General features: G+C 69.8%; 28 protein-coding genes and 1 tRNA gene. 4 read left to right on the top strand and 25 right to left on the bottom strand.

All coding sequences use genetic code 11. The features are described 5' to 3' along the window. Positions 1–2 precede the first annotated feature (2 nt). The 19 genes from Z052_RS12930 to Z052_RS12840 all read right to left on the bottom strand — a co-directional run bounded on the left by Z052_RS12930 (position 3) and on the right by Z052_RS12840 (position 10,978). Positions 3–536 carry a 50S ribosomal protein L6 gene (locus Z052_RS12930; RefSeq protein ID WP_049930194.1) on the bottom strand — a complete coding sequence of 178 codons (534 nt, stop codon included), beginning with the start codon at positions 534–536 and terminating at the stop codon, positions 3–5. 2 nt (positions 537–538) lie between these two features. Beyond that, complete coding sequence (locus Z052_RS12925; protein ID WP_004047215.1) at positions 539–931, bottom strand: 30S ribosomal protein S8; 393 nt, start codon at positions 929–931, stop codon at positions 539–541. A 2-nt stretch (positions 932–933) separates the two neighbouring features. Further along, positions 934–1,107, bottom strand: a complete 174-nt coding sequence (locus Z052_RS12920; protein WP_004597423.1) for a 30S ribosomal protein S14 — start codon at positions 1,105–1,107, stop codon at positions 934–936. Further along, complete coding sequence (locus Z052_RS12915) at positions 1,104–1,628, bottom strand: 50S ribosomal protein L5 (RefSeq protein ID WP_049930678.1); 525 nt, start codon at positions 1,626–1,628, stop codon at positions 1,104–1,106. The genes Z052_RS12920 and Z052_RS12915 overlap by 4 nt, the downstream gene beginning before the upstream one ends. Continuing rightward, positions 1,621–2,334 (bottom strand): 30S ribosomal protein S4e, encoded by a 714-nt coding sequence (locus Z052_RS12910; RefSeq protein ID WP_049930192.1) that lies wholly within the window; start codon positions 2,332–2,334, stop codon positions 1,621–1,623. The genes Z052_RS12915 and Z052_RS12910 overlap by 8 nt, the downstream gene beginning before the upstream one ends. Further along, positions 2,331–2,687 (bottom strand): 50S ribosomal protein L24, encoded by a 357-nt coding sequence (rplX, locus tag Z052_RS12905; protein WP_049930190.1) that lies wholly within the window; start codon positions 2,685–2,687, stop codon positions 2,331–2,333. Before rplX ends, Z052_RS12910 begins: the two co-directional genes overlap by 4 nt. Positions 2,688–2,689: 2 nt before the next feature. Beyond that, entirely contained in the window at positions 2,690–3,088 is a 399-nt protein-coding gene (locus Z052_RS12900; RefSeq protein ID WP_004597429.1) for a 50S ribosomal protein L14, read from the bottom strand. Next, a complete protein-coding gene (locus Z052_RS12895) occupies positions 3,088–3,432 on the bottom strand; it encodes a 30S ribosomal protein S17 (RefSeq protein ID WP_006114464.1) in 345 nt (114 codons plus the stop codon). Before Z052_RS12895 ends, Z052_RS12900 begins: the two co-directional genes overlap by 1 nt. After that, entirely contained in the window at positions 3,423–3,881 is a 459-nt protein-coding gene (locus Z052_RS12890) for a ribonuclease P protein component 1 (RefSeq protein ID WP_086216132.1), read from the bottom strand. Before Z052_RS12890 ends, Z052_RS12895 begins: the two co-directional genes overlap by 10 nt. Position 3,882: 1 nt before the next feature. Beyond that, positions 3,883–4,101, bottom strand: a complete 219-nt coding sequence (gene rpmC / locus Z052_RS12885) for a 50S ribosomal protein L29 (protein ID WP_006114466.1) — start codon at positions 4,099–4,101, stop codon at positions 3,883–3,885. Beyond that, positions 4,101–5,039 carry a 30S ribosomal protein S3 gene (locus Z052_RS12880; RefSeq protein ID WP_049930186.1) on the bottom strand — a complete coding sequence of 313 codons (939 nt, stop codon included), beginning with the start codon at positions 5,037–5,039 and terminating at the stop codon, positions 4,101–4,103. The genes rpmC and Z052_RS12880 overlap by 1 nt, the downstream gene beginning before the upstream one ends. Further along, positions 5,039–5,503, bottom strand: coding sequence for a 50S ribosomal protein L22 (locus Z052_RS12875; protein WP_099289105.1), 465 nt, complete (start codon positions 5,501–5,503; stop codon positions 5,039–5,041). Before Z052_RS12875 ends, Z052_RS12880 begins: the two co-directional genes overlap by 1 nt. Before the next feature lie 3 nt (positions 5,504–5,506). Further along, a complete protein-coding gene (locus tag Z052_RS12870; RefSeq protein WP_049930185.1) occupies positions 5,507–5,932 on the bottom strand; it encodes a 30S ribosomal protein S19 in 426 nt (141 codons plus the stop codon). Further along, positions 5,929–6,651: a 50S ribosomal protein L2 gene (locus Z052_RS12865; protein ID WP_049930183.1), complete on the bottom strand. Its 723-nt coding sequence runs from the start codon at positions 6,649–6,651 to the stop codon at positions 5,929–5,931. The genes Z052_RS12870 and Z052_RS12865 overlap by 4 nt, the downstream gene beginning before the upstream one ends. Before the next feature lies 1 nt (position 6,652). Next, the gene (locus Z052_RS12860) at positions 6,653–6,907 is read right to left on the bottom strand and encodes a 50S ribosomal protein L23 (protein ID WP_049930182.1); all 255 of its coding nucleotides are present in this window, start codon (positions 6,905–6,907) and stop codon (positions 6,653–6,655) included. After that, a complete protein-coding gene (rpl4p, locus tag Z052_RS12855; protein ID WP_086216128.1) occupies positions 6,904–7,650 on the bottom strand; it encodes a 50S ribosomal protein L4 in 747 nt (248 codons plus the stop codon). Before rpl4p ends, Z052_RS12860 begins: the two co-directional genes overlap by 4 nt. A 3-nt stretch (positions 7,651–7,653) precedes the next feature. Then, a complete protein-coding gene (locus Z052_RS12850; RefSeq protein WP_049930179.1) occupies positions 7,654–8,670 on the bottom strand; it encodes a 50S ribosomal protein L3 in 1,017 nt (338 codons plus the stop codon). Between the two features lie 4 nt (positions 8,671–8,674). Next, positions 8,675–9,541 (bottom strand): putative RNA uridine N3 methyltransferase, encoded by an 867-nt coding sequence (locus Z052_RS12845; RefSeq protein WP_086216126.1) that lies wholly within the window; start codon positions 9,539–9,541, stop codon positions 8,675–8,677. Between the two features lie 159 nt (positions 9,542–9,700). Continuing rightward, complete coding sequence (locus tag Z052_RS12840) at positions 9,701–10,978, bottom strand: PQQ-dependent sugar dehydrogenase (protein ID WP_094579883.1); 1,278 nt, start codon at positions 10,976–10,978, stop codon at positions 9,701–9,703. 107 nt (positions 10,979–11,085) lie between these two features. Between Z052_RS12840 and Z052_RS12835 the strand changes: the two genes are divergently transcribed. Together Z052_RS12835 and Z052_RS12830 are read left to right on the top strand one after the other, a co-directional pair. Next, positions 11,086–11,156, top strand: a tRNA-Gly gene (locus Z052_RS12835). A gap of 398 nt (positions 11,157–11,554) precedes the next feature. Beyond that, positions 11,555–12,397 carry an aldo/keto reductase gene (locus tag Z052_RS12830; RefSeq protein ID WP_099289104.1) on the top strand — a complete coding sequence of 281 codons (843 nt, stop codon included), beginning with the start codon at positions 11,555–11,557 and terminating at the stop codon, positions 12,395–12,397. Positions 12,398–12,421: 24 nt separating this feature from the next. Here Z052_RS12830 and gfo6 read toward each other — a convergent pair whose 3' ends face one another. Both gfo6 and Z052_RS12820 read right to left on the bottom strand, forming a co-directional pair. Beyond that, positions 12,422–13,513, bottom strand: coding sequence for a D-xylose 1-dehydrogenase Gfo6 (gene gfo6 / locus Z052_RS12825; RefSeq protein ID WP_099289103.1), 1,092 nt, complete (start codon positions 13,511–13,513; stop codon positions 12,422–12,424). A 106-nt stretch (positions 13,514–13,619) separates the two neighbouring features. Then, the gene (locus Z052_RS12820; RefSeq protein ID WP_094521454.1) at positions 13,620–14,168 is read right to left on the bottom strand and encodes a redoxin domain-containing protein; all 549 of its coding nucleotides are present in this window, start codon (positions 14,166–14,168) and stop codon (positions 13,620–13,622) included. A gap of 136 nt (positions 14,169–14,304) precedes the next feature. On the opposite strand from Z052_RS12820, the gene Z052_RS12815 reads away from it, so the two are divergent. Further along, positions 14,305–14,853, top strand: coding sequence for a VTT domain-containing protein (locus Z052_RS12815; RefSeq protein WP_094521455.1), 549 nt, complete (start codon positions 14,305–14,307; stop codon positions 14,851–14,853). A 24-nt stretch (positions 14,854–14,877) separates the two neighbouring features. Here Z052_RS12815 and Z052_RS12810 read toward each other — a convergent pair whose 3' ends face one another. The 3 genes from Z052_RS12810 to Z052_RS12800 all read right to left on the bottom strand — a co-directional run bounded on the left by Z052_RS12810 (position 14,878) and on the right by Z052_RS12800 (position 18,498). Next, complete coding sequence (locus Z052_RS12810) at positions 14,878–16,689, bottom strand: acyl-CoA carboxylase subunit beta (RefSeq protein WP_094521456.1); 1,812 nt, start codon at positions 16,687–16,689, stop codon at positions 14,878–14,880. Positions 16,690–16,801: 112 nt separating this feature from the next. Next, positions 16,802–17,695, bottom strand: coding sequence for a class 1 fructose-bisphosphatase (locus Z052_RS12805; protein ID WP_049930165.1), 894 nt, complete (start codon positions 17,693–17,695; stop codon positions 16,802–16,804). Then, positions 17,695–18,498: a class I fructose-bisphosphate aldolase gene (locus tag Z052_RS12800; RefSeq protein ID WP_086219875.1), complete on the bottom strand. Its 804-nt coding sequence runs from the start codon at positions 18,496–18,498 to the stop codon at positions 17,695–17,697. The genes Z052_RS12805 and Z052_RS12800 overlap by 1 nt, the downstream gene beginning before the upstream one ends. 211 nt (positions 18,499–18,709) lie before the next feature. Between Z052_RS12800 and Z052_RS12795 the strand changes: the two genes are divergently transcribed. Beyond that, on the top strand, positions 18,710–19,567 hold the full coding sequence (locus tag Z052_RS12795) for a 3-hydroxyacyl-CoA dehydrogenase family protein (protein ID WP_049930162.1): 858 nt from the start codon (positions 18,710–18,712) through the stop codon (positions 19,565–19,567). Positions 19,568–19,592: 25 nt separating this feature from the next. Here Z052_RS12795 and Z052_RS12790 read toward each other — a convergent pair. Further along, a partial coding sequence (locus Z052_RS12790; protein WP_099289102.1) for a phosphate ABC transporter permease occupies positions 19,593–20,059 on the bottom strand: 467 nt, incomplete at its 5' end.

Below are 20,059 nucleotides of genomic sequence, written 5' to 3'. Positions count from 1 at the left end.
GGTTAGGCACCTCCGGTGGGTTTCTCGACGATGTACACGCCGTCCTGGAAGACGCGCGTGTCCTTGTCGGTCACCTTCGTCAGCTGTTCGATGTCGGCGGCGGTCTGGCCGACGGCCTCCTTGTCGGAGCCCGAGAGCGTGACCGTCTCGCCGTCGATCTGTACGTCCGTGTCTCCGCGGATGGGGGTGCGCCGCGCGGCGCTCTCTCCGAGGAAGTTCTCGATGACGACCTCGTCGCCCTCCACGTTCACCTGCATCGGGAAGTGGGCGTAGTACACTTCCATGGCGTACTCCCAGCCCTCGGTGACGCCGTGGATCATGTTGGCGACGTGGCTCTCGAAGGTGCCGACGGTGGCGTTGGTCTTCGCGTCCTCGTTCTCGGTCGCGATGACCACCGCGCCGTCCTCGATCGTCACGTCGACGTCGGGGTACCAGAGGCGTCGCGTGACGCTCCCGTTGGGTCCTTCGACGGTGAGTTCGAGGTGGTCGGTCTCGGCGGAGACGTCGTCCGGAATCTCGATTTCGACTCTGTTCATTGTTAGTAGACGTATGCGATCACTTGGCCGCCGATGCCCTCCTCGCGGGCCTCGTAGTGGCTCATGACGCCGTGGCTCGTCGTGACGATGAGCGTCCCGTAGTCACGGGCGGGGAGGTACCGCTTCTCCCACTTCTCGAACTCGTCCGCACCCGCGGAGTAGCGGGGCTTGACGGCGCCACACTCGTTGATCGCGCCTTTCAGTTCGACCTCGAACTTCCCGGCTTTCCCGTCGTCGACGTACTCGAAGCCGTCGACGTACCCGCGGTCGTAGAGGACCTCGAGGACGGAGCCGATGATGTTCGAAGCGGGCTCTACCGTGTACGACAGGTGGCCAACGCTCTCGGCGTTGTCCATGCCGGCGAGCGCGTTGGTGAATGGATCGTTTCCCGTCATGATCAGCTGTACTTCTCGAATCCCATGTCTCGGGCGACCTCGCGGAAGCACTGCCGGCAGAGGTTGATGTCGTACTTGCCGACGAGTCCCTGCTCGCGGTCGCACCGCCGGCACGTGTGCCGGGAGTCGGTGCGCTTCGCGGCGTGCTCGCCCGTGTCGTTGTTCGCTTCGCTCATTCGGTTACCTCGACGTCGAAGTTCGTTTCGAGGAACGCGGCCGCGTCCTCGGCTGTCATCCGGTGGCGGGAGGGAATGGTCCCCGTCGCCTTGTCGCGTTTCGAGACGCGGTAGCCGGGACGGACGATCGTCGTCGTCACGTCGAGGCCGTAGATCCCGATGTTGGGGTCGTACTCCTGGCTCGGAAAGTCGGTGTGGTCCTCGACCCCGAAGCTGAGGTTACCCGTGTCGTCGAACTGGCTCCGCGAGACATCGACGAGATCGAGCGCGGTCTCGAGGAACGCGTGCGCGTCCTCGCCCCGCAGCGTCACCTTGACGCCGATCGGGTCGCCCTTGCGGATCCCGAACTCGGCGATGGTGCGCTTCGAGGTGGTCCGGACCGACTGCTGGCCCGTGATCTCCTCGATGATCTCCTCGGCGTCCGCGAGCGGCTCACCGCCCTGCCCGACGCCCATGTGGACGACGACCTTCTCGAGGGACGGCTCGCGCATCTCGTGGTCGGCGCTCTCGGCTTCACTCATCCGCATCACCCTCGTCGTCGGTGAAGTTCTCGTCGATGACGACGACGTACTCCTCGACCGTCTCGTAGCCGCCGTCCTCGCTGGCGACGGTCACGGTGTTGTCGCCGGAGCCGAGGGTCACGTCGATGTCCTCGATCTCGCCGATCTGGCCGGCGTGCTGGCCGGCGACGGCGGTCACCAAGGCGCCCTCCTCGTACTCGAAGTGGGCGACGATCTCCTTCGTCTCGTTGTCGACGACGATCGAGTCGTTCGTCTCGTAGTCCGCGTCGTCGTCGACGCGGACGTTCGTCCCGTCGTGGAGCGTCAGCTGCGTGACGCCGCCGGGGACGACGGTCTTGTTCGTGATCTTCCCGAGCCGGCTGCCCGCGGCGTCCTCGTCGACGGGAGTCAGCGCGAGCCGACCGCCCTCGTCGGGGAAGACGCGGAAGTACTCCCCGCGCTCGGGGAACGCCAGGATGTCGAACATCCCGATCGGACGCTGTTCGTCCGAGACGGCGTCCCCGTTGACGAGGATCGAGTCGTTGTTCAGCGCGTAGCGCGCCTCCTTCGTCGAGTCGACGTAGCCGAGCACGTCCCGCAGCAGGACGACGAGCGGAACGCCCGCCTCGCCGTGCGGGCCCGCGCCCGCCTTCACGGTGAACGTGTTCGTCTTGCGCTCGACCGGCCAGGAGTTCGGTACTGACAGTCGCTTCTGGTGTCGCGTCATTCGTTATCCTCCTGGAGCCGCGCCTCGCGGCGCTCGTCCTCGAGGTCCAGCTCGGTCACCCGGACGTTGCTCGCCGGAATCGGGCGGGGAACCTCCTCCCCGTCCGCCTTCTCGACGGTGACGTCCTCGACCGTGATCCGCTCGGCGGACAGGTCGACGGAGACGACCTCCGCCTCCGTGCCGGCCGCGTCGCCGCGAAGCACCTCGACGGTGTCGCCGGCGTTGACGCGGACGTTGCGCTGTCCGTACTCCTCGCGGAGCTCGTCGGTGAGGGTGGCCCGGACCTGATTCTGCCGCTCGTGGAGCGGCGCGGTCTCCGACCGTTTTCGTTGTTTGCGTGGCTGTTTCGTCATAGTTAGACGATCATCGTCGCGGTCGAGGCGATGCTCCCGAACCGTTCGGCGACCTCGCGGGCGACGGGGCCTTTGATCTCCGTGCCCCGCGGCTCCTCGAGGTCGTCGATGATGACGGCCGCGTTGTCCTCGAACTTCACGCGCGTGCCGTCCGGACGGCGGATCGGCTTGCGCTGGCGGACGACGACCGCCTCCAGCACCTGCCGCCGCATCTCCGGGGTCCCTTTGGTGACCGAGACGGTCACCTTGTCGCCGATCCCCGCCTTCGGGTGGCGGTTCTTCGTGCCGGAGTAGCCCGACACGGAGATGACCTTCAGCTCACGGGCGCCGGTGTTGTCGGCGCACGTGATCAGCGAGCCCTTCGAGAGCCCCTGCGTGACGTCGGCCTTGAGCGCCTCCATCACTGATCACCCGAGCGGATCTCGACGACGACGTGGGACTTCGTCTTCGAGAGCGGTCGCGTCTCCGCGATCGTCACTTCGTCACCGACTTCGAGCGAGTCGAGCACGCCCGGCACGTGGGCCGGGATGCGCGAGCGACGCTTCATGTACCGATCGTATTTCGGTACGAACACGTCGTACTCTCGCTCGACGATGACGGTCTTTTCCATATCCGTCGACACGACCGTCCCCTCGCGGGTCTGGCCGCGGACGGAGAGCTGCCCGTAGAACGGGCATTTCTCGTAGTCGTAATCCTCCGGGTTGTCTGGCTCCGGAGGCGTGGGTACGTCGATTCCTATCGCCATTGTGTGGCACCTCGTTCGGTGCGTTCGGCGGGCCGATATCGCAACCGATCGCCATCCACCGTCGCGTAGACCGCGTCTTTGCACTCGCCTCGGCGGCTCGCCGGACCCGCGCCGTCACCGTCGACGACGCTTGCGGATCCGGACGGGCCAGACTGACGGGGGCGGACCCCCGTAGTATCCGACCCGAGTTGGGACGCGGACCCCGGCGACTGTCCGTCGCCGGCGGCTTCATCTGTGCGAGCGGTCGGCGTCTCGGCGACGCCGAACTCGAACGTCGCGCCCGACTTGGGCACGCGTTTGTCCCCCGACGCCGTTCGGACCACGAGGGTACCGAACGTCTCGTCGAGCACGCGACCGGCGATACCCACGTGGGCGTCGCTGTCGGCGTCGGCCACCCGAACCGGGAGGCCGACGAGCTCGTGCCGGACGAGTGTGTCGGGGGAGATCATCTTACGCTTCGTCCTCGTCGAAGTCGCCTTCTTCCGCCTGGATCGTCTTGATCCGGGCGATCGTCTTCTTGAGCTCGTTGACGCGGCCCGGGCTCTCCGGCATGCCGCCGGCCGCCCGCTGCGCCTTCGAGTTGAGCAGCTCGGTCTCGAGCTCCTCGAGTTCGACCTGGCGCTCCGCCGCGGTCATGTCGCGGATCTCGTCGGTGTAGAGGATCGCCATTATTCGTCCTCCTCCTCCTCGTCGGCCGCCTCCATCTCCGCGACGAGGTCGGCCGCCTCGGACTCGATCTCTTCGTCCAGTTCGTCGAGCTCGTCGGCGTCCGCGTCGCCGACCGGCTCCTCCGCGGCGACGTCGGTCGCCTCGGTGGCCGTGTCCTGCGTCTCCTCGACGACCTCCTCGACGACCTCCTCGTCGATGACATCCGCGGGGTCCTCGTCGGGGACATCGACATCCTCGTCGGCGCCCACGTCGGGAACCTCCTCCGGATCCTCTTCGAGCAGCGCCTCGACGCCCTCGTCGTCGCCGGCGCCGGCGGCCGCCTGCTCGACCTCGGGGACCTCGGCGTCCTCGCGGATCTGGAAGTCGTCCGGGAGCGTCGCCCCCGGCGGAATGATCTTCACGTTGACGCCGATCGTCCCGAGCTTCATGACGGCGACGCCCTGGCCGTGGTCGACGACCTCCTCGGCGGGTTCGCCGTTGTGCTTGATGTAGCCGCGGTTGAACTTCTCGACGCGCGAGCGCGCGCCGGTGACCTTGCCGGACAGGACGATCTCGGCGCCCAGCGCGCCCGCGTCCATGATGCGGTCGATCGTCGTGTGACCGGCCTTCCGGAAGTACCAGCCGCGTTCGAGGGCGTTCGCCAGACGGTCCGCGACGATCTGTGCGTTCAGGTCGGGCTCGTCGACCTCCTGAACGTCGATCTGCGGGTCGTCCATGTCGAAGCGGTCCTCGAGCTCGGTGGTGATCTTGCGGATGTTCTTCCCGCCCTTCCCGATCACCATCCCGGGCTTTTCGGCCTTCAGGACGATCTGCGTGCCCATCGGCGTCTGGGCGACGTCCATCCCGCCGTAGCCGGCGCGGCCGAGCTCGTCCGCGAAGAACTCGTTGATCTGGGAACGGCGCAGGCCGTCCTCGATGAATTGGTGTTCGTCAGCCATTAGTTGTCAGCCTCCAGCTCCTCGATGATCAGTTCGACGTCCGCGAGCGTGGTGTTCCACTCGGTCGCGCCCGCGGCGCGGGGGTTCCGACCGGGTCGCTCGCCGACCTTGTGAGGGGCGACGTGTTTGATGACCATCGCCTCGCCGTCGAACCCCTGCTCGTCGGCGTTGTTCTTGACGTTCTCCAAGAGCTTGAGGAAGTCCTTGGCGGCCTTCTCGGGGTACCGTCCCGCGTCCCAGCCGTCGATGTCGGAGCGGTGGCCCGCGCCGGCGTTGTGCTGGCGCATCGGCACCGACGTCTCCTCGTCGATGACCTCCTGGAGGAACTCCTCCGCGTCGGCGACCGTCTCGCCTTTGATCTCTCGGGAGATCTCCTTGCTGTCCTTCACGCTGATGGGCCGGTCGCGGAGCATCCCCTTGGCGGTGGTCTCCGGGTCGGCCTCGACGCTGTAGTTGATTCCCATGGGTTACTTGAGGGGCACGAACTTCGAGGACCGGGTCGCGCCGATGCCGGCCTGACCGTGTTCGACGGTGCTTCGCGTGAGGTGGAACTCACCGAGGTAGTGCCCGATCATCTCGGGCTCAACCTGAACGCGCTCGAAGCTGTGGCCGTTGTACACGGCGAAGGTGACGCCGACGAACTCCGGCAGGATCGGCATGTCGCGCAGGTGCGTCCGGATCGGGTCGTCCGCCGTCGTCTCCTTGTCGCGGCTCCGGACCGTCTCCAGCAGCTTCTGCTGTTCGGTGCCGAGTCCGCGAACGATGCTTCGCCGCTGGCGTGCGGGGAGCAGTTCCGCGACCTCGTCTACGTCCATCTCCTGCAGCTCGTCGAGCGAGTGACCGCGGTAGGCGAACTCCTCGCCCTCGCGGCCGGTTCGGTAGTCTGAACTCATTTGTTGCCACCTCGTCCGGTGCGCTTGGATGCGATGTCACCGACCTTGCGTCCCGGCGGGGCGTCCCGCGAGACGGACTTCGGCTGGCCGGGGTGTTGGCGACCACCGCCACCGAAGGGGTGGTCGACGGCGTTCATCGCGACGCCGCGGACGCGCGGGTATTTCGTGCCGCGCGCCTTCATCTTGTGGTGTTTGTTGCCGGCCTTGACGAAGGGTTTCTCCGTCCGGCCGCCGCCCGCGACCACGCCGATCGTGGCGCGGCACTGCGGGTCGAGTCGCTTCACTTCGCCGCTGGGGAGCTGGACGACCGCGACGTCGCGGTCGTGGGTGAGGAGTGTCGCCGACACGCCAGAGGCGCGCGCGAACTTCCCGCCGTCCCCGCGGTTGCTCTCGACGTTACACACCGGGACGCCCTCGGGGATCTCCGCCAGCGGGAGCGTGTTGCCCGGCTTGATCTCGGCCGAGACGCCGACCTGAATCGTCTCGCCCACGCGTACGCCTTCCGGCGCGAGCACGAGCCGACGGTCGTCGTCCTCGAACTCGACCTCCGCGAGGGGGGCCGAGCGGGCCGGGTCGTGTTCGATCCCGACGATCTCGCCGGTGACCGTGTCCACGTCTTCGAGCTTCTTGTGCGACAGTTCCGCCTTGTAACGGTGGGAGGGGGCCCGGAACGTCGGGCCGCCGCGTCCGCGCCGTTGTCCTTGGATTCGTCGTCCCATCTCAGAACACCCCGATACGCGAGGCGATTTCGGTCGCGTCGTCGTCCGCGGACAGGGTGACGACCGCCTTCTTCTCGCCCTGCGGCGTCACCTGCGTGTTCACGTTGACGACGCCCACGTCGTAGCGCTCGGCGACCTCGGACTCGATCTCCGGTTTGGTCGCGTCCACGTCGACGAGGAACAGCAGCTTGTTGTTGAAGTCCATCTCGTTCATCGCCTGCTCGGTGACGATCGGATGCTCGATGATCGAGTTCATCGGTCGGCCACCTCCGAGACGGCGCTCTCGGTCCACAGCGTGAGTCGGCCCGGGTGCGCGCCGGGCGCGAGGTCCTCCGCGTTGACCTCGCGAGCGGTCGCGACGTCGACGCCCGCGAGGTTGCGGGCGGCGCGGGACGGCTCCTCGCTGGTGACGACGAGGACGGACTTGGGCTGGCGGTACTTGCGGCCGCGGGCCTTGCCCTGTCCGGCGCGGACGGAGCGACCCTCCTCGGCGCGCTCGATGTCGGCGTCGGCGCCGACGGCTTCGAGCACGCCAAGGGCGTCCTGCGTCTTCTCGAGGTCCTCGAACTCGTCGCTCACGACGAGCGGGAGGTCGAGGTCCTCGTCGAACGCGTGGCCGCGCTCGGCGACGAGCTCGGCGTCGGTCGTGGCCGCGATGGCCGACCGGATCGCGAGCTGTCGCTCCTTGTCGTTCAGTTGCTTCGACTGGTCCTTCTCGGCCTTCGGCGGGTGCGCGGCGCGCCCCGACACGGCGTGCGGGACGCGACGGGCGACGTTCTCGGAACGTGGCACGTGCGCGAGCCCGCGGCCGGAGCCGAACGATTCTGCGGGCGTCCGCAGCCCGGCGAACTCGTCGGCCCCGTAGGCCTGCTTCCGGTTGGCCTGAGCGGCGTCGACCGCGCGACCGATGAGGTCCGGTCGGAACGCGGTCTCGAAGACGGCCGGCAGCTCGACGCTGCCCGCCTCCTCGCCGTCCAGGTCGTGTACTGTTGCGTTCATTGGTTATCCCTGGTTGGATTCGGTGGAAACGTACCGGACCTCGGGGTCGAGGCGCGGCTGGTCGTTCGGCCGGATGGCCGGGCGGAACCGCAGCAGGCGCTGGTCCGGACCGGGCAGCGAGCCCTTGATGAGCGCGTACTCACCGTCGACCTCGCCGTAGTTGACGAAGCCGCCGTCGACGGAGGCGTCGTCGCCCTCGCCGAAGTCGATGAGGCGCTTGTTGAGCTCGGTGCGCTGGTGATAGCCGGTCTGCCCCTGCTGGGGGACGGTGGAGCGGACGCGGGAGGGGTTCCACGGACCGAGGTTGCCGATCCGACGCCGCCATCCCTGGCGGGCGTGTTTGCCCTTCCGCTTCTGAACGCCCCAGCGTTTGACGGGACCCTGCGTCCCCTTCCCCTTCGTGATGCCGGAGACGTCGGTGTACTGGCCCGCGCGGAAGACGTCGCCGAACTCGTGGGCGCCGCCCTCCGCGACGAGGTCCAGCGCGAAGTCGGCGCGCTCCTCGAGGGAGCCGCCGCCGACGCGCGTCTCCATGATGTCGGGCTTCTTCTTCGGGACGTTCGAGAGCTCCGAGGGCGCCGTGTGCGTGATGACGCGCACGTCGTCGACGACGTCGTCGTCGAGCAGCGCGCGGAGCTCGTCGGCGTCTTCCTCGAAGGTGTCTTCCGCCGGGAGGTCGAGCGCGCGGTCGAGTTCCTCGTGGAACTCGGTCGCCCAGACCTCTTCGACCGGCTTCTGTCCGTACGGCGTGTTCTCGTAGGCGCGCACGGCGACGGCGTGCATCTGCGGCGTCTCGACGACGGTGACGGGGACGGCCTCTTCCATCCCTTCACGCGGCGAGTTCGCCTCGTCGTTGACCATCATGACGTGGGTCATCCCGGCCTTGTAGCCGGCGAATCCCTGCAGCGCAGGGGCCCCGTCGTCTTCTGGCCACGAACGGATGCGCGGCACCTCGCTGTCTGCGCGGGTGCGCGGGCCGTAGCCCAGCGAGCCTTTTCGTGGTCGGCTTGGTTGTGGCATGTGTTTACTCCGTGAGTGTGAGCGAGCCGAGGGTCGCGAACAGAGCCTCCTCCGTCCGGACGACCTCGCTCGCCTGTGCCGGGATCGTGTTCAGCCAGAGGTCGAACCCCGGATCGGGTTCGACCGAGCGGCCGTCGGCGACGGCCGCCCGAATGCGGTCGGGCGAAAGCCCGAGCATCTCCGGAAGCCCCCGCTCGGGCGCGCCGAAGGCGACGGTGTAACCGCCGGCCTCGCGGGCGTCCGAGACGAGGTCGCCGAGCCGCGAGACGGAGAGTTCCGCTCCGTGTCGCGACGTCGCGACGGCCAGTCCGTCGCCGGCGAGCGCTTCCGACAGGTCCGCGGCCGCGACCTGGAAGCCGACCTCCGGCTTCCCGGTGATGCGGGCGCGGACCGGTTCTCTCGAAGAGACCCTGATGGTGACGCGCTCCCCCCGCTCGACCTCCATTCCGGAGGGGACGAGCAGGGAGATCGGGTGTTCCCGCAGCGGGGAATTGACCCGGACGCGGCCTTCAGGTCCGACCTCGGTCACGAGTCCCTGTGTTTTCGACTCTTCCCCGCTAGGGGTCGAGCCGGTCCGCCACGGCACGCGGAGCGGGGGAAGCACACCGACGTACCGGAGTTCGTCGCGCTGCCCCCAGAGGTCCTTTCGGAGCTCCGGCGGCGTCGCGGCGTACCCCAGCACGGTGCGGACGTACTCCCCGCCCCGTCGCCCGTCGCCTTCCCGGTCGGGGAAGACCACGAGCCGATCCGCCCGGAACACCGCCGCCGCACGGGCGACGTAGCCGAGTTTGCGAGTCGCCTCGCGGTCGTCCTCGGCTTCCCGGACGAGCGAAGACGGAACACAGATCGTGAGTCCGTCTTCGGTACGCATCGTGGCGAGACTGTAACCTTCGATTCCGGACGGCACGGTAAAAGGATAGCGGTCCCGATATCCGGCTGTGCCGCGTTCACACGGGGTCTGCGCGGGGATTCCGCCCGCGAATCCGAGCCAACTCGTCACACGGATCCGCGTCGCCGCGGAGGCAACCCCTCACGCCGGAACGACCCGCGCCACCGGCGCGTCGCCGTCATCGACCGCGACGTAGAGGTTCCCCGTGTCCGGTTCGACCGCGACCGCGCGCATGCGCCACCCGCGGTCGGCGAGCAGGGGCTCGCGCTCGGTCACGGTCGCGTCGAGGCCGTCGCCGTCGACCGTGAACCGCCCGAGGTACCGCGCCGCGAGCGTGCCCGCGAACAGGTCGCCCCGCCACTCGGGGAACGCGTCGCCGTCGTAGAAGACCGCGCCGCTCGGCGGGAAGCCGCCGGACCCGCACGGCCAGTGGTGGACCGGCGCGATCACGCCGTCGCGGTCCTCGTGGCCCGGCGCGAAGGGGTCGTCGGTCCCGTAGCGGCACGCCTCGCTGGCGACCGGCCAGCCGTAGTCGCCGCCGCGCTCGATCACGTTGATCTCGTCGCCGTCTTCTTCGCCGTGCTCGCACTGCCAGATCCGGCCCGTCTCGGACCGCACCGCCATCGCCTGCGGGTTCCGGTGCCCGTAGCTGTACAGCGCGTCGGCCGCGTCCGGGTCGTCGACGAACGGGTTGTCGGGGTGGGCGTTGCCGTCCGGGGTCAGCCGCAGCGTCGCGCCCAGCTCGTTCGAACGGTCCTGCGAGACGTGGTCGGGTCCGAAGTCCGTGTCGCGCCGGTCGCCGACCGTGACGAACAGCGACCCCTCGGGGCCGAACGTCGCCCGGGAGCCGAAGTGGTTCGCGCCGCCGCGGAACGGCTCGGCGACCCGGATTGGCTCGAACTCGTCGAGCACCGGCGCGTCGCCGCCGTCGAGTGAGAGCCGTCCGGTCCCGACGTGCGTCGTCGCCTCGCCCGCGTCGTTCGCCGCCGCGTACGTGAGGTAGACGCGCGGGTCGGCCGGGTAGTCCGGGTGGACCGCAACGTCGAGCAGGCCGCCCTGCCCCTCCGCGAACACTTCTGGCGCGCCCGCGACCGCCTCGACGGCCCCGTCCGCGGGGTCGACAAGCGAGAGCCGTCCCGGTCGCTCTGTGACCAGCAGGCGACCGTCGTCGGGTAGGAAGGCGAGCGCCCACGGGTTCTCGAACCCCTCCGCGACGGTCTCGACGTCGTACGCGACGCCCGCGCCGTCGTCCGGCGGGGCGTCGCCGCCGTCGTCGCCGGAGCCTCCGGCCTCGTCGCCGCCGGGAGAGCCGCCGCCCCCGAGACAGCCGGCGACGGCGGGAAACGCGGCGATGCCGGCGAGCCCGGCGGTCGCGCGGAGGACGGTGCGTCGGTCGGCGCGGTCGGGCAGGTCGGTCATCGTTCGGGTACGGATCCGTGTGGGGGCGCGGCACCGATGACCCTTCCGCCGACCGTCGTTCGGAACCCTTATATCTCCGACCCGGGCTACGATCGGATGCGAAGCACGCACCGGTAGTGTAGTGGTATCACGCAACCTTGCCATGGTTGCAACCCGAGTTCAAATCTCGGCCGGTGCACTCCCTGCGGTCGTGCCCCGACCTGACTCCCGCTCGCTCTGCTTGCGGGAGTCTCGGCCGGTGCATTTTCCGACTGACTGCGCCAGCCAGCGTCCGCTTCACTCCGCTCAGCGGACTTGCGAACGAAGTGAGCAGAATGACCGAGAGAGACTTGAGCGCTATCAGTCGCGCGCAGCGAACGGCGAGCAGAGCGAGCCGTGAGCGGGCACGTCTGATTCTGAGTTCGAATCTCGGCCGGTGTACTCCCTGCGGTCATGTACCGGCCTGACTTCCGCTCGCTTCGCTCGCGACTCCCTCGCGCGTGCTGCTCGGCCGCGTGGCGGCCTCGCAGGCACGCGCCGCCGCACGAGATTCCCCGACCGGTAGTTTCAATCGGTGATCCGGCGAACCCCCCTCGCGTGACCGTACCAACGAAGACGCTCCCGAGCGGCGCGGAGCTGCCGGCGCTCGGGCTGGGCACGTACGACCTCGACGACGACGAGACGGCCGACAGCGTTCGGGCGGCGCTCGACGCCGATTACGCGCACATCGACACCGCGGAGGGGTACCGCAACGAGGCGGTCATCGGGGAGGCGCTCGCGGCGAGCGACGTCGACCGCGACGACGTCTTCCTCACCTCGAAGGTGCTCGCGAAGAACCTCAACTACGAGTCGGTGATCGAATCGTGCGAGGCGTCGCTCGACCGGCTCGGCACCGACTACCTCGACTTGTACCTGATCCACTGGCCGAACCCCGCCATCTCTCTGCGCGAGACGCTCCAGGCGATGGCGGAGCTGCGCGAGCGGGGGCTCGTCCGCGATATCGGCGTCTCGAACTTCAGCGCGTACCAGCTCAGCTGCGCGCACCACATTTCCGACGTGCCGATCGCGGTCAACCAGATCGAGTTTCACCCGTGGTTCCAGCGGCCCGACCTCGTCGACTACTGCCGCGAGACCGACACCGTGATCGAGGCCGCGGCCCCGCTCGCGCGGACCGACGTGTTCGGCGACGAGGTCGTCGCCGAGCTGGCGGAGCAGTACGACAAGCACCCGGCGCAGGTGATCATCCGGTGGGCGATCGACCGCGGCGTCGTCCCGCTACCGCGCTCGTCGACCCCGGAGCACGTCCGGGCCAACGCCGACCTCGACTGGGAGCTCGACGAGGCCGATCGGCGACGGCTCGACGGGTGCGACCGCGACGCCCCGGTGTACGACACCCCGGCCCGCGACTGGACGAGCGACGTGTACGGGATCGAACAGTAGTGGGCTCGCAGCCGCGGTCGCGGCTCAGTCTCCGAGTTCGACCGGCCGCCCGGTCTCGGCCGACTCGTAGACGCCGGCGAGCGCGCGCATGTCCGTGAGCGCGTGCTCGCCGTCGGGGTGGAACGGTTCGTCGGCCAGCAGCTGGTGACCGAAGTAGGCGAACTCCTCTTCGATCTGGTGGACCTGCTCGAAGTCGACATCGACCCGCGTCCCGCCGCGAACCACGGCGAATCCGCGGTCCTCGCGCTCGTAGAACGCCGGGTCGAGGACGAGTCTGGCGTCTGTCCCGGTGACCTCCAGCCGGCTCGCGTGCTGGGCGTTCTGGCTCACCGTACAGAACGCGTCGACGTCGTCCGGGAACTCGAGTCGGAACGAGGCGTGCTCGTCCACGTCGGCGAACGCCTCGTGCTCCGACCGGGTCCGGCCGGACACCCGGACCGGGTCCTCGCCGAGTGCGAACCGCGTCGTGTTGAGCGGGTAGACGCCCAGATCCATCACCGCGCAGCCGCCCGACAGCGAGGGGTCGAGCCGCCACTGGTCCGTGTCGCTTCCGAGTTCGCCGAGCATCGTCTGCGACATCGTCGCGTGGACGTGGATCACCTTGCCGGCGACGCCCGCGTCGAGGAGGTCGCGGAGCCGCCGGACGGCGGGGTCGGTCTGCATCCGGTAGCCGACCATCAGGGGCACCCCGGCGTCGCGGCAGGCCGCCACCAGCTTCCGCGCGCGCTCCGGCGTCACCTCCAGCGGCTTCTCGCAGAGGACCGCCTTCCCCTGCTGTGCGGCGGCCTCGACGTACTCCAGGTGGGTCGCGTTCGGCGTCGCGACGTAGACGGCGTCGTACGCGTCCGCGGCGGCCCCCGATCGCAGTTCCTCGGGCGTGAGGCCCGTCAGGTCGCGCTGGGCGGCGACCGCTTCGACCGCCGCGGGGTCGACGTCGCTGACGACGGTGGCCTCGGTGTACGCCGACCGCGCGATGCCGGGCAGCGCCCACTCCCGGGCGAACCAGCCGAGGCCGACGACCGCGACCCTGACTGGGTCGGCGACGGCGGCCGGGTCGAGCGTCTCCCAGTCGCGGCGCGTGAACTCGTCGAGGTACTCCGCGAAGGCGGCGTCCATGTCGCCCCCTCCGCGCGGGGGCGTCAAATAACCACGGCGACGCCGACGCGTGACGCGACCGGGCGAGTCACGGACCGCGCCGCCGTCGCGCTCGTCCGCGCCGCGCTCACCACGGCCCGTCGTAGTTCACCCGCGGCCGGTCCACGTCGATCCCGATCTCGCGGAGCGTCTCGGCCGCGCGCCGGACCGGCGCCGGGTCGGCGCGGTCGAGGGGATCGTCGGTCGCCTCGGCGAACCGGACCGTCCAGTCCCCGTCGATCACGACCGTCGCGCGCCGCGGGATGCCTGAATGCCCCTCCCACGAGTCGGCGAGCAGGTCGTACGACTCGGCGACGCCGCCGTGGAAGTCGGCGACGACCGGGAAGGGGAGTCCGAACCGGTCGGCGTACGCGAACGCCGCGTACAGCGAGTCGCCCGTGAGCGCAACGACGGCGAGGCCGTCGCGGTCGTACCAGCCGGCGTCGCGGACCGCGGCGAGCGCCGCGGTACAGGGCGGCACGAACGTCGCGGGCGCGAGACAGAGAGCGACGGCGTCGTGCGCCTCGACCAACCGGAACAGCGCCAGTTCGGTTGCGGTGCGCTCCGCGTCGCCGTCCGGAGCCCCGCCGACCGCGGGCGCGGCGAAGTCGGGGGCGGTGTCGCCGACGGTGACCATGCGTCCACGAGGCCCGCGGCCGATAAATAGCCACCCGAGGCGGGGGCGGCGACCGCGACCGGGTCCGCGGAGCGGCCTGACGCGTGCGAACAGCCGGCTCGGGGGGTGTTTTAGCTGTGGGGCCCGGAGGGCGGTCGTGATCGGAGCCCACGCTGAGACGGCGCTCGCCCTCGTCGGCACCTACGGCGCCGTCGCGGTCTTCGTCGTCTTCGCGCTCGAAGGCGCCCTCGTCGGGAAGGTGCTGCCAGCGCGGACGCTCTTTGTCGCAGCGGTGGTCGCCGCGGGGGTCGACGCTGTGGCGGTCGTCCCGGTGTTCGCGGCGGCCGTCGTCGGGGCGACGACCGGCCAGTCGCTGCTCTTCGTCGTCGTCCGTCGGTTCGACCTGGATCCGACGGCGTCGAGGGCCGTCCCGGTCGACGCGGGGCGACTGGACGGCGCGACGCGCTGGCTCGACCGGTGGGGGCTCCCGGCGGTCGCCGCCTCGAACGCCGTCCCCGGGACGCGCGGGTGGCTCGCGGTGCCCAGCGCGAGCGCGTCGTCGGTGTCCGCGCCGCGGTTCGCCGCCGCGTCGCTACTCGGGTCGGCCGCCTACGCCGGCGCGCTCCTGGGAATCGGGCTGGCCGTCGCGCTCGGCGTCGAGAGCGCAGTCGAGCTGTTCGGCGGCGACCTCGTCGCGGCGCTGTAGCCCGGCTCCGCCCGTTTCACCCGGTCAGAGGATCGTCCCGTGCTTCTTGTCCGGCAGGTCCTTCTGAACGTCCTCGTAGAAGTCGAACCGCGCGGCGAGCTCGGCGCGGAGGTCCGAGGGCGGCACGATTTCGTCGATGACGACCTCGCTCGCCATGCGGTGGACGTCGATCCCCTCGCGGTACTCCTCGCGGAGGCGCTCCTCCTCGGCGGCGCGCTCCTCGGGGTCGTCGATCTCGGCGAGCTTCCGGGCGTAGACCGCGTTGATCGCGGCCTCGGGGCCCATGATGCCGATCTCGCCGGAGGGAAGGCCGATGACGCTCTCAGGGTCGTAGGCCGGCCCGCCCATCGCGTAGATGCCCGCGCCGTACGCCTTCCGCACGACGACGGTCTGTTTCGGCACCGTCGCCGAGGAGGTGGCGTAGATCATCTTCTTCCCCTTCTCTAAGATGGCGTCCTTCTCCACCTGCGAGCCCGCCATGAAGCCGGGCGTGTCACAGAGGTACAGCAGGGGGATCTCGTAGGCGTCGCAGGTCCAGATGAACTCCGCGGCCTTCTCCGCGGCGTCCGGGAAGATCGCGCCCGACCGCTCCGTCGGCTGGTTGGCGACGACGCCGACCGGCCGCCCGTCGATCCGGCAGAACGCCGTGACGATCTCCGGACCGTACCCCTCCTTCAGCTCGAACACCGACTCGGCGTCGGCGATCCGGTCGATCAGGTCGTGGGCGTCGTACGGGCGGTTCGGCGACTCGGGGATCAGCTCGTCGATCCCGTCGGGCGAGAGCTTCGGCGGCTTCGTCTCGCGCCGCGGGGGCTTCTCGCCGGCCCGGTCGGGGAGGTAGCCGATCAGGTCGGCGACCAGCTCGCGGGCGTGCTCCTCGTCGCGGGCGATCAGGTCCGCCGACCCCGACTCCTCGGCGTGGACGCGGGGCCCGCCGAGATCGTCCAGATCGATTTCCTCGCCGGTGACCATCTCCACCATTCGCGGGGAGGCGATCGCCATCGCGGACATGTCCTCCACCATCACAGTGAAGTCCGCGAAGACGGGCGTGTAGGCGGCCCCGGCGATACAGGGGCCGTAGAGGACGCAGATCTGCGGCACCGCGCCGGAGAGCATCGAGTGGTTGTAGTAGTACTTCCCGATCCCCTCGCGGTTGGCGAAGAAGCCGGTCTGCTGGTCGATCCGACCACCGGAGGAGTCCATCAGGTAGAGCACCGGGTTCCCCGTCTTCAGCGCCCGCTGTTGCATCCGAAGGAACTTCTCGACGCCCTTCGACGCCATCGACCCCGCCTTCACGGTGAAGTCGTTGGCCATGAAGTGGACGTCGCGCCCCTCGAACTCGGCCGCGCCCGTCAGCAGGCCGTCGCCCGGGAGGCGGTCGCCGCCGCGCTCGTTCCCCGCTTCGTCCTCGCCGGCGGGCGCGTCGGGGTGCCAGTCGTCGAACGCGGCGAACTTCCCGTCCTCGAACTTCACCCCCGCGGGGTCGCCGTCCGCGGCGCCGGCGTCGCCGGTCCCGCGGGTCCCGCCCTCGCCGCCGAACCAGAGGTCGAGGCGGTCGCGGACGAACAGCTTCCCCTGCTCCGAGAGCCGGTCGCGGTACTTCTCCGGGCCGCCCTCGCGGATGTCGGCTATCTCGGCGCGGAGGTCGCGCTCGCGGTCGGTCGGTCCGAGGTCGTCGTCGAGCGGGTAGCTCGGCTCGGACGGCTCGGCGCTGGCGACCGGCGTCTCCTCGCCCTCGACGTGGACGTCGACGTCGACGCCGAGGTGTTCGGCGAGCGACTTCGCGATCGCCGCAGCCTCCTCGGGCGTCGCCGCCGCGCCGACGTGGACTTTCATGGACGCAAGATTTGCGGTAGATCCTAAACAGTTTTCCATGCGGGATTCGACGGGCCCGCGTCGGCCGGCGGCCCGGGGCGGCGCGCCGCTCGTCCGGAGCGGTACCCCGCTGCTACTCCGCGTCGACGGCGGCTTCCAGCCGCTCGATCAGCGCCTCGTTGCCCACGTAAACCGGCGTGCGCTGGTGAACCGCCTCGGGCTCCACGTCGAGGATCGAGCCGGTTCCGTCCGAGGACGCGCCGCCCGCGCGCTCGACGATGTAGGCGATCGGGTTCGCCTCGAACTGTAGCCGGAGCTTCCCCTCGGACGCGCTCCGGAGGGCGGGGTAGGCGAACACGCCGCCGTAGGTGAGCACCTGGTTCACGTCGCCGACCATCGCGCCGCCGTACCGGAGCTTCAGCTCGTCTTCGATCGATCGGGCGTACGCGCGGAAGTCCGCGGGCCAGTCGGGGACCCGGCCGCCGAACCCGTAGACAGTCGGGGTCGCCGGCAGCGAGAGGTCGGCCTCGACGACGGACCTCTCGACGCCGTCGCCGTCGGCGGTGACCACTTCCTCGCGGACGCCCGTCTCGTCGGCGACGACCATCGTCGTGATCGGGCCGTAGAGGACGTAGCCGGCGGCGACGAGGTCGCGGCCGCTCGCGGGCAGCGGCGCGTCGTACACGCCGACGACGGTGCCCATCGCGTTGTTCGACCGGAGGTTCGAGGAGCCGTCGAGGGGGTCGATCGCGACGGCGAGCGCGTCGCCCGCGCCGCTCCCGACGGCGCCGCCCGCGTCGACCGCCGATTCACGCTCCTCGCTGACGAACGAGCCGACGCCGTCGACCGCGGTTATCGCGTCGCCGAGGAGCTCGTCGGCGTACAGGTCGCCCGCGAGCACCGACTCGCCGGATTCGTTCTCCGTCCCGCTCTCGACGCGGCGGCCGGGGAGCGCGGCGCGGATCTCGGGGGCCGTCGCCGCGACCGCGTCGAACACCGCGTCGACGGTCGAGTCCGGTGAGGACATCAGTCGTCGCTCTCGGCGACGGCCAGCGCCTCGGCCGGGTCGGACTCTTGGAAGATCACGGCCTCCAAGGCGTCGAGGATGCGCTCGGGCTCGTCGCGCTGGAAGACGTTTCGGCCGACGGCGATGCCGGTGGCCCCCGCGTCGATGGCGTTCGAGACGTTCCGGAGGAACGCCTCGTCGTCGCGCATCGTCCCGCCGGACATGACGACGTCGGCGGGGCCGGCCATCTCGACGGCGTCGCCCATCGCCTCGGCGGAGCCGGGGTACTTCACCTTCACCACGTCGGCGCCGAGCTCCAGGCCGAGCCGCGCGCCGTACGAGATGACGTCCGGGCTCGCGTCGTTGCGGAGCCCCTGCCCGCGCGGGTACGACCACATGACGACGGCCATGTCGTGTTCGCGGGCGCCCTCCTGCGCGTCGCGGAATTCCTCGGCCATCTCTACCTCGTGGTTCGACCCGCCGTAGACCGTGAACCCGACCGCGTCGGCCCCCAGTTCGGCCGCGTACTCGGCCGTACAGTTGACGGCGCTGTTCGGCTCTCCCCGCCAGAGGTTGGAGGTCCCGTTGAGCTTCAACAGGAGGTTGACCTCGTCCTCGTAGTCGGGGTAGTACGCCTCGGCGAGCCCCTTCTGGACGGCGAGCGAGGTGACCGCCTCGTGGGTGGCGAGCTCGAAGATCCGTTCCGGGTCCGCCGTGTCCGGGTTCGGCTCGAAGTCGACCGGCCCGTGTTCGAGCCCGTGGTCGTACGCGAGGATGAGCGACTTACCGTCGCGCGAAATGTCGTCGGCGGCGTGAGGAAGCATCAGTTCGTAGTTCCGTTACATACGTAAAAAGGGCTGTGGTGAAGTCGGCGGACGTAAAGAAACTTAGCGGCCGATTGAGCGGCGCCTCGGGTCGTTTTTGCGCGATCGGCTTCGAAACGCGTTACTACTCGAATTGTTAATTTCTCCGGTGCGAACGCGTTCGGGACCGGCTTTCGCAATACTTACCAGCCGCGGCGCGGCAGCGAGTCACATGCGAACGCTTTCCGAAATCGAGGTCGTCGGCGTCGTCGGCGCCGGGACGATGGGCAACGGGATCGCGCAGGTCGCGGCGTCGGCGGGATACGACGTGGTGATGCGGGACGTGGAGCGCGAGTACGTCGAGCGCGGCCTCGACAGCGTCGAGGACAGCCTCGACCGGCTGGCCGGAAAGGGCGCGCTCGACGAGGACCCCGAAGCGGTCCGCGACCGGATCACGGGGACGACGGCCCTCGACGACCTCGCGGACGCCGACCTCGTCGTCGAGGCCGTGATCGAGGACCTCGAGGTAAAACGCGACGTGTTCGGCGACCTCGACCGCGTCACCGACGACGACGTCGTCCTCGCGACGAACACCTCCACGCTGTCTATCACGACCATCGCGAGCGCGACGGAGCGCGCGAGCGACGTGGTCGGCCTCCACTTCATGAACCCCGTCCCGATCATGGACGGCGTCGAGGTCGTGGTGGGCGAGCGCACCGACCCGGCGGTCGTCGACTTCGCGCACGCCTTCGCCGAGGACTTGGGCAAGGAGACGTGGGAGTCCGACGACAAGCCCGGGTTCGTCACCAACCGGATCCTGATGCCGTGGATAAACGAGGGGATCCGCGCGTACGACGAGGGCGTCGCCGACAAGGCCGACATCGACCGCGGGATGAAGCTCGGCACGAACGTCCCGATGGGGCCGCTCGAACTCGCCGACCACATCGGCCTCGACGTGGCGCTCGACGCAAGCGAGACGCTCCACGACGAACTCGGCGACCGCTACAAGCCGGCGTACCTCCTCAAGCGCAAGGTGGAGGCGGGCGACCTCGGCAAGAAGACCGGTCGCGGGTTCTACGAGTACGAGTGACCGCGTCGGGGCGTCTGAGAGGCGGTCAGGCCGCGTCCGCGTCGCGGTCGTCGTCCGCCGTCCACCGGCGCGCGCCGGGCAGCAGCCCGACGAGCTTCGTCACGTAGCCGAACCGGAACAGCCCCAGCTGCGAGAGCGCCCCGAGGACGAACACCGCGAGGAACGCGGGCGCCGAGAGGTCGAAGAGGAGGGGTTGGACGGTCGTCTCCGCGGCGGCCGTCTCGAAGCTCGCGGGCGTCAGCGACCGCGAGGCGAACGCCGCGCCGATGAGCGCCGTCGAGACCACGAGCGTCGTCCGGGTGAGGACGAACCCGAACAGCGCGCCGACGGCGACGCCCGCCAGCGTCGCGCCGACGAGCAGCGCCGTCCCCTCGACCCCTGCGGCGTCCGCCGCGTAGAAGGGGCCGACGGCGAACCGCCCGGCGAACCCGCCGACGACCGCGCCGATGCCGAGCACCGCGAAGGAGAGCCCGGCGTACGCGAGGAAGCCGC

Source organism: Halorubrum sp. C191 (assembly GCF_002727095.1).
GTDB classification, from domain to species: Archaea; Halobacteriota; Halobacteria; order Halobacteriales; family Haloferacaceae; genus Halorubrum; species Halorubrum ezzemoulense.
Note: the sequence above shows the minus strand (reverse complement) of the source record. Positions and strands in the feature narration are given on the sequence as shown.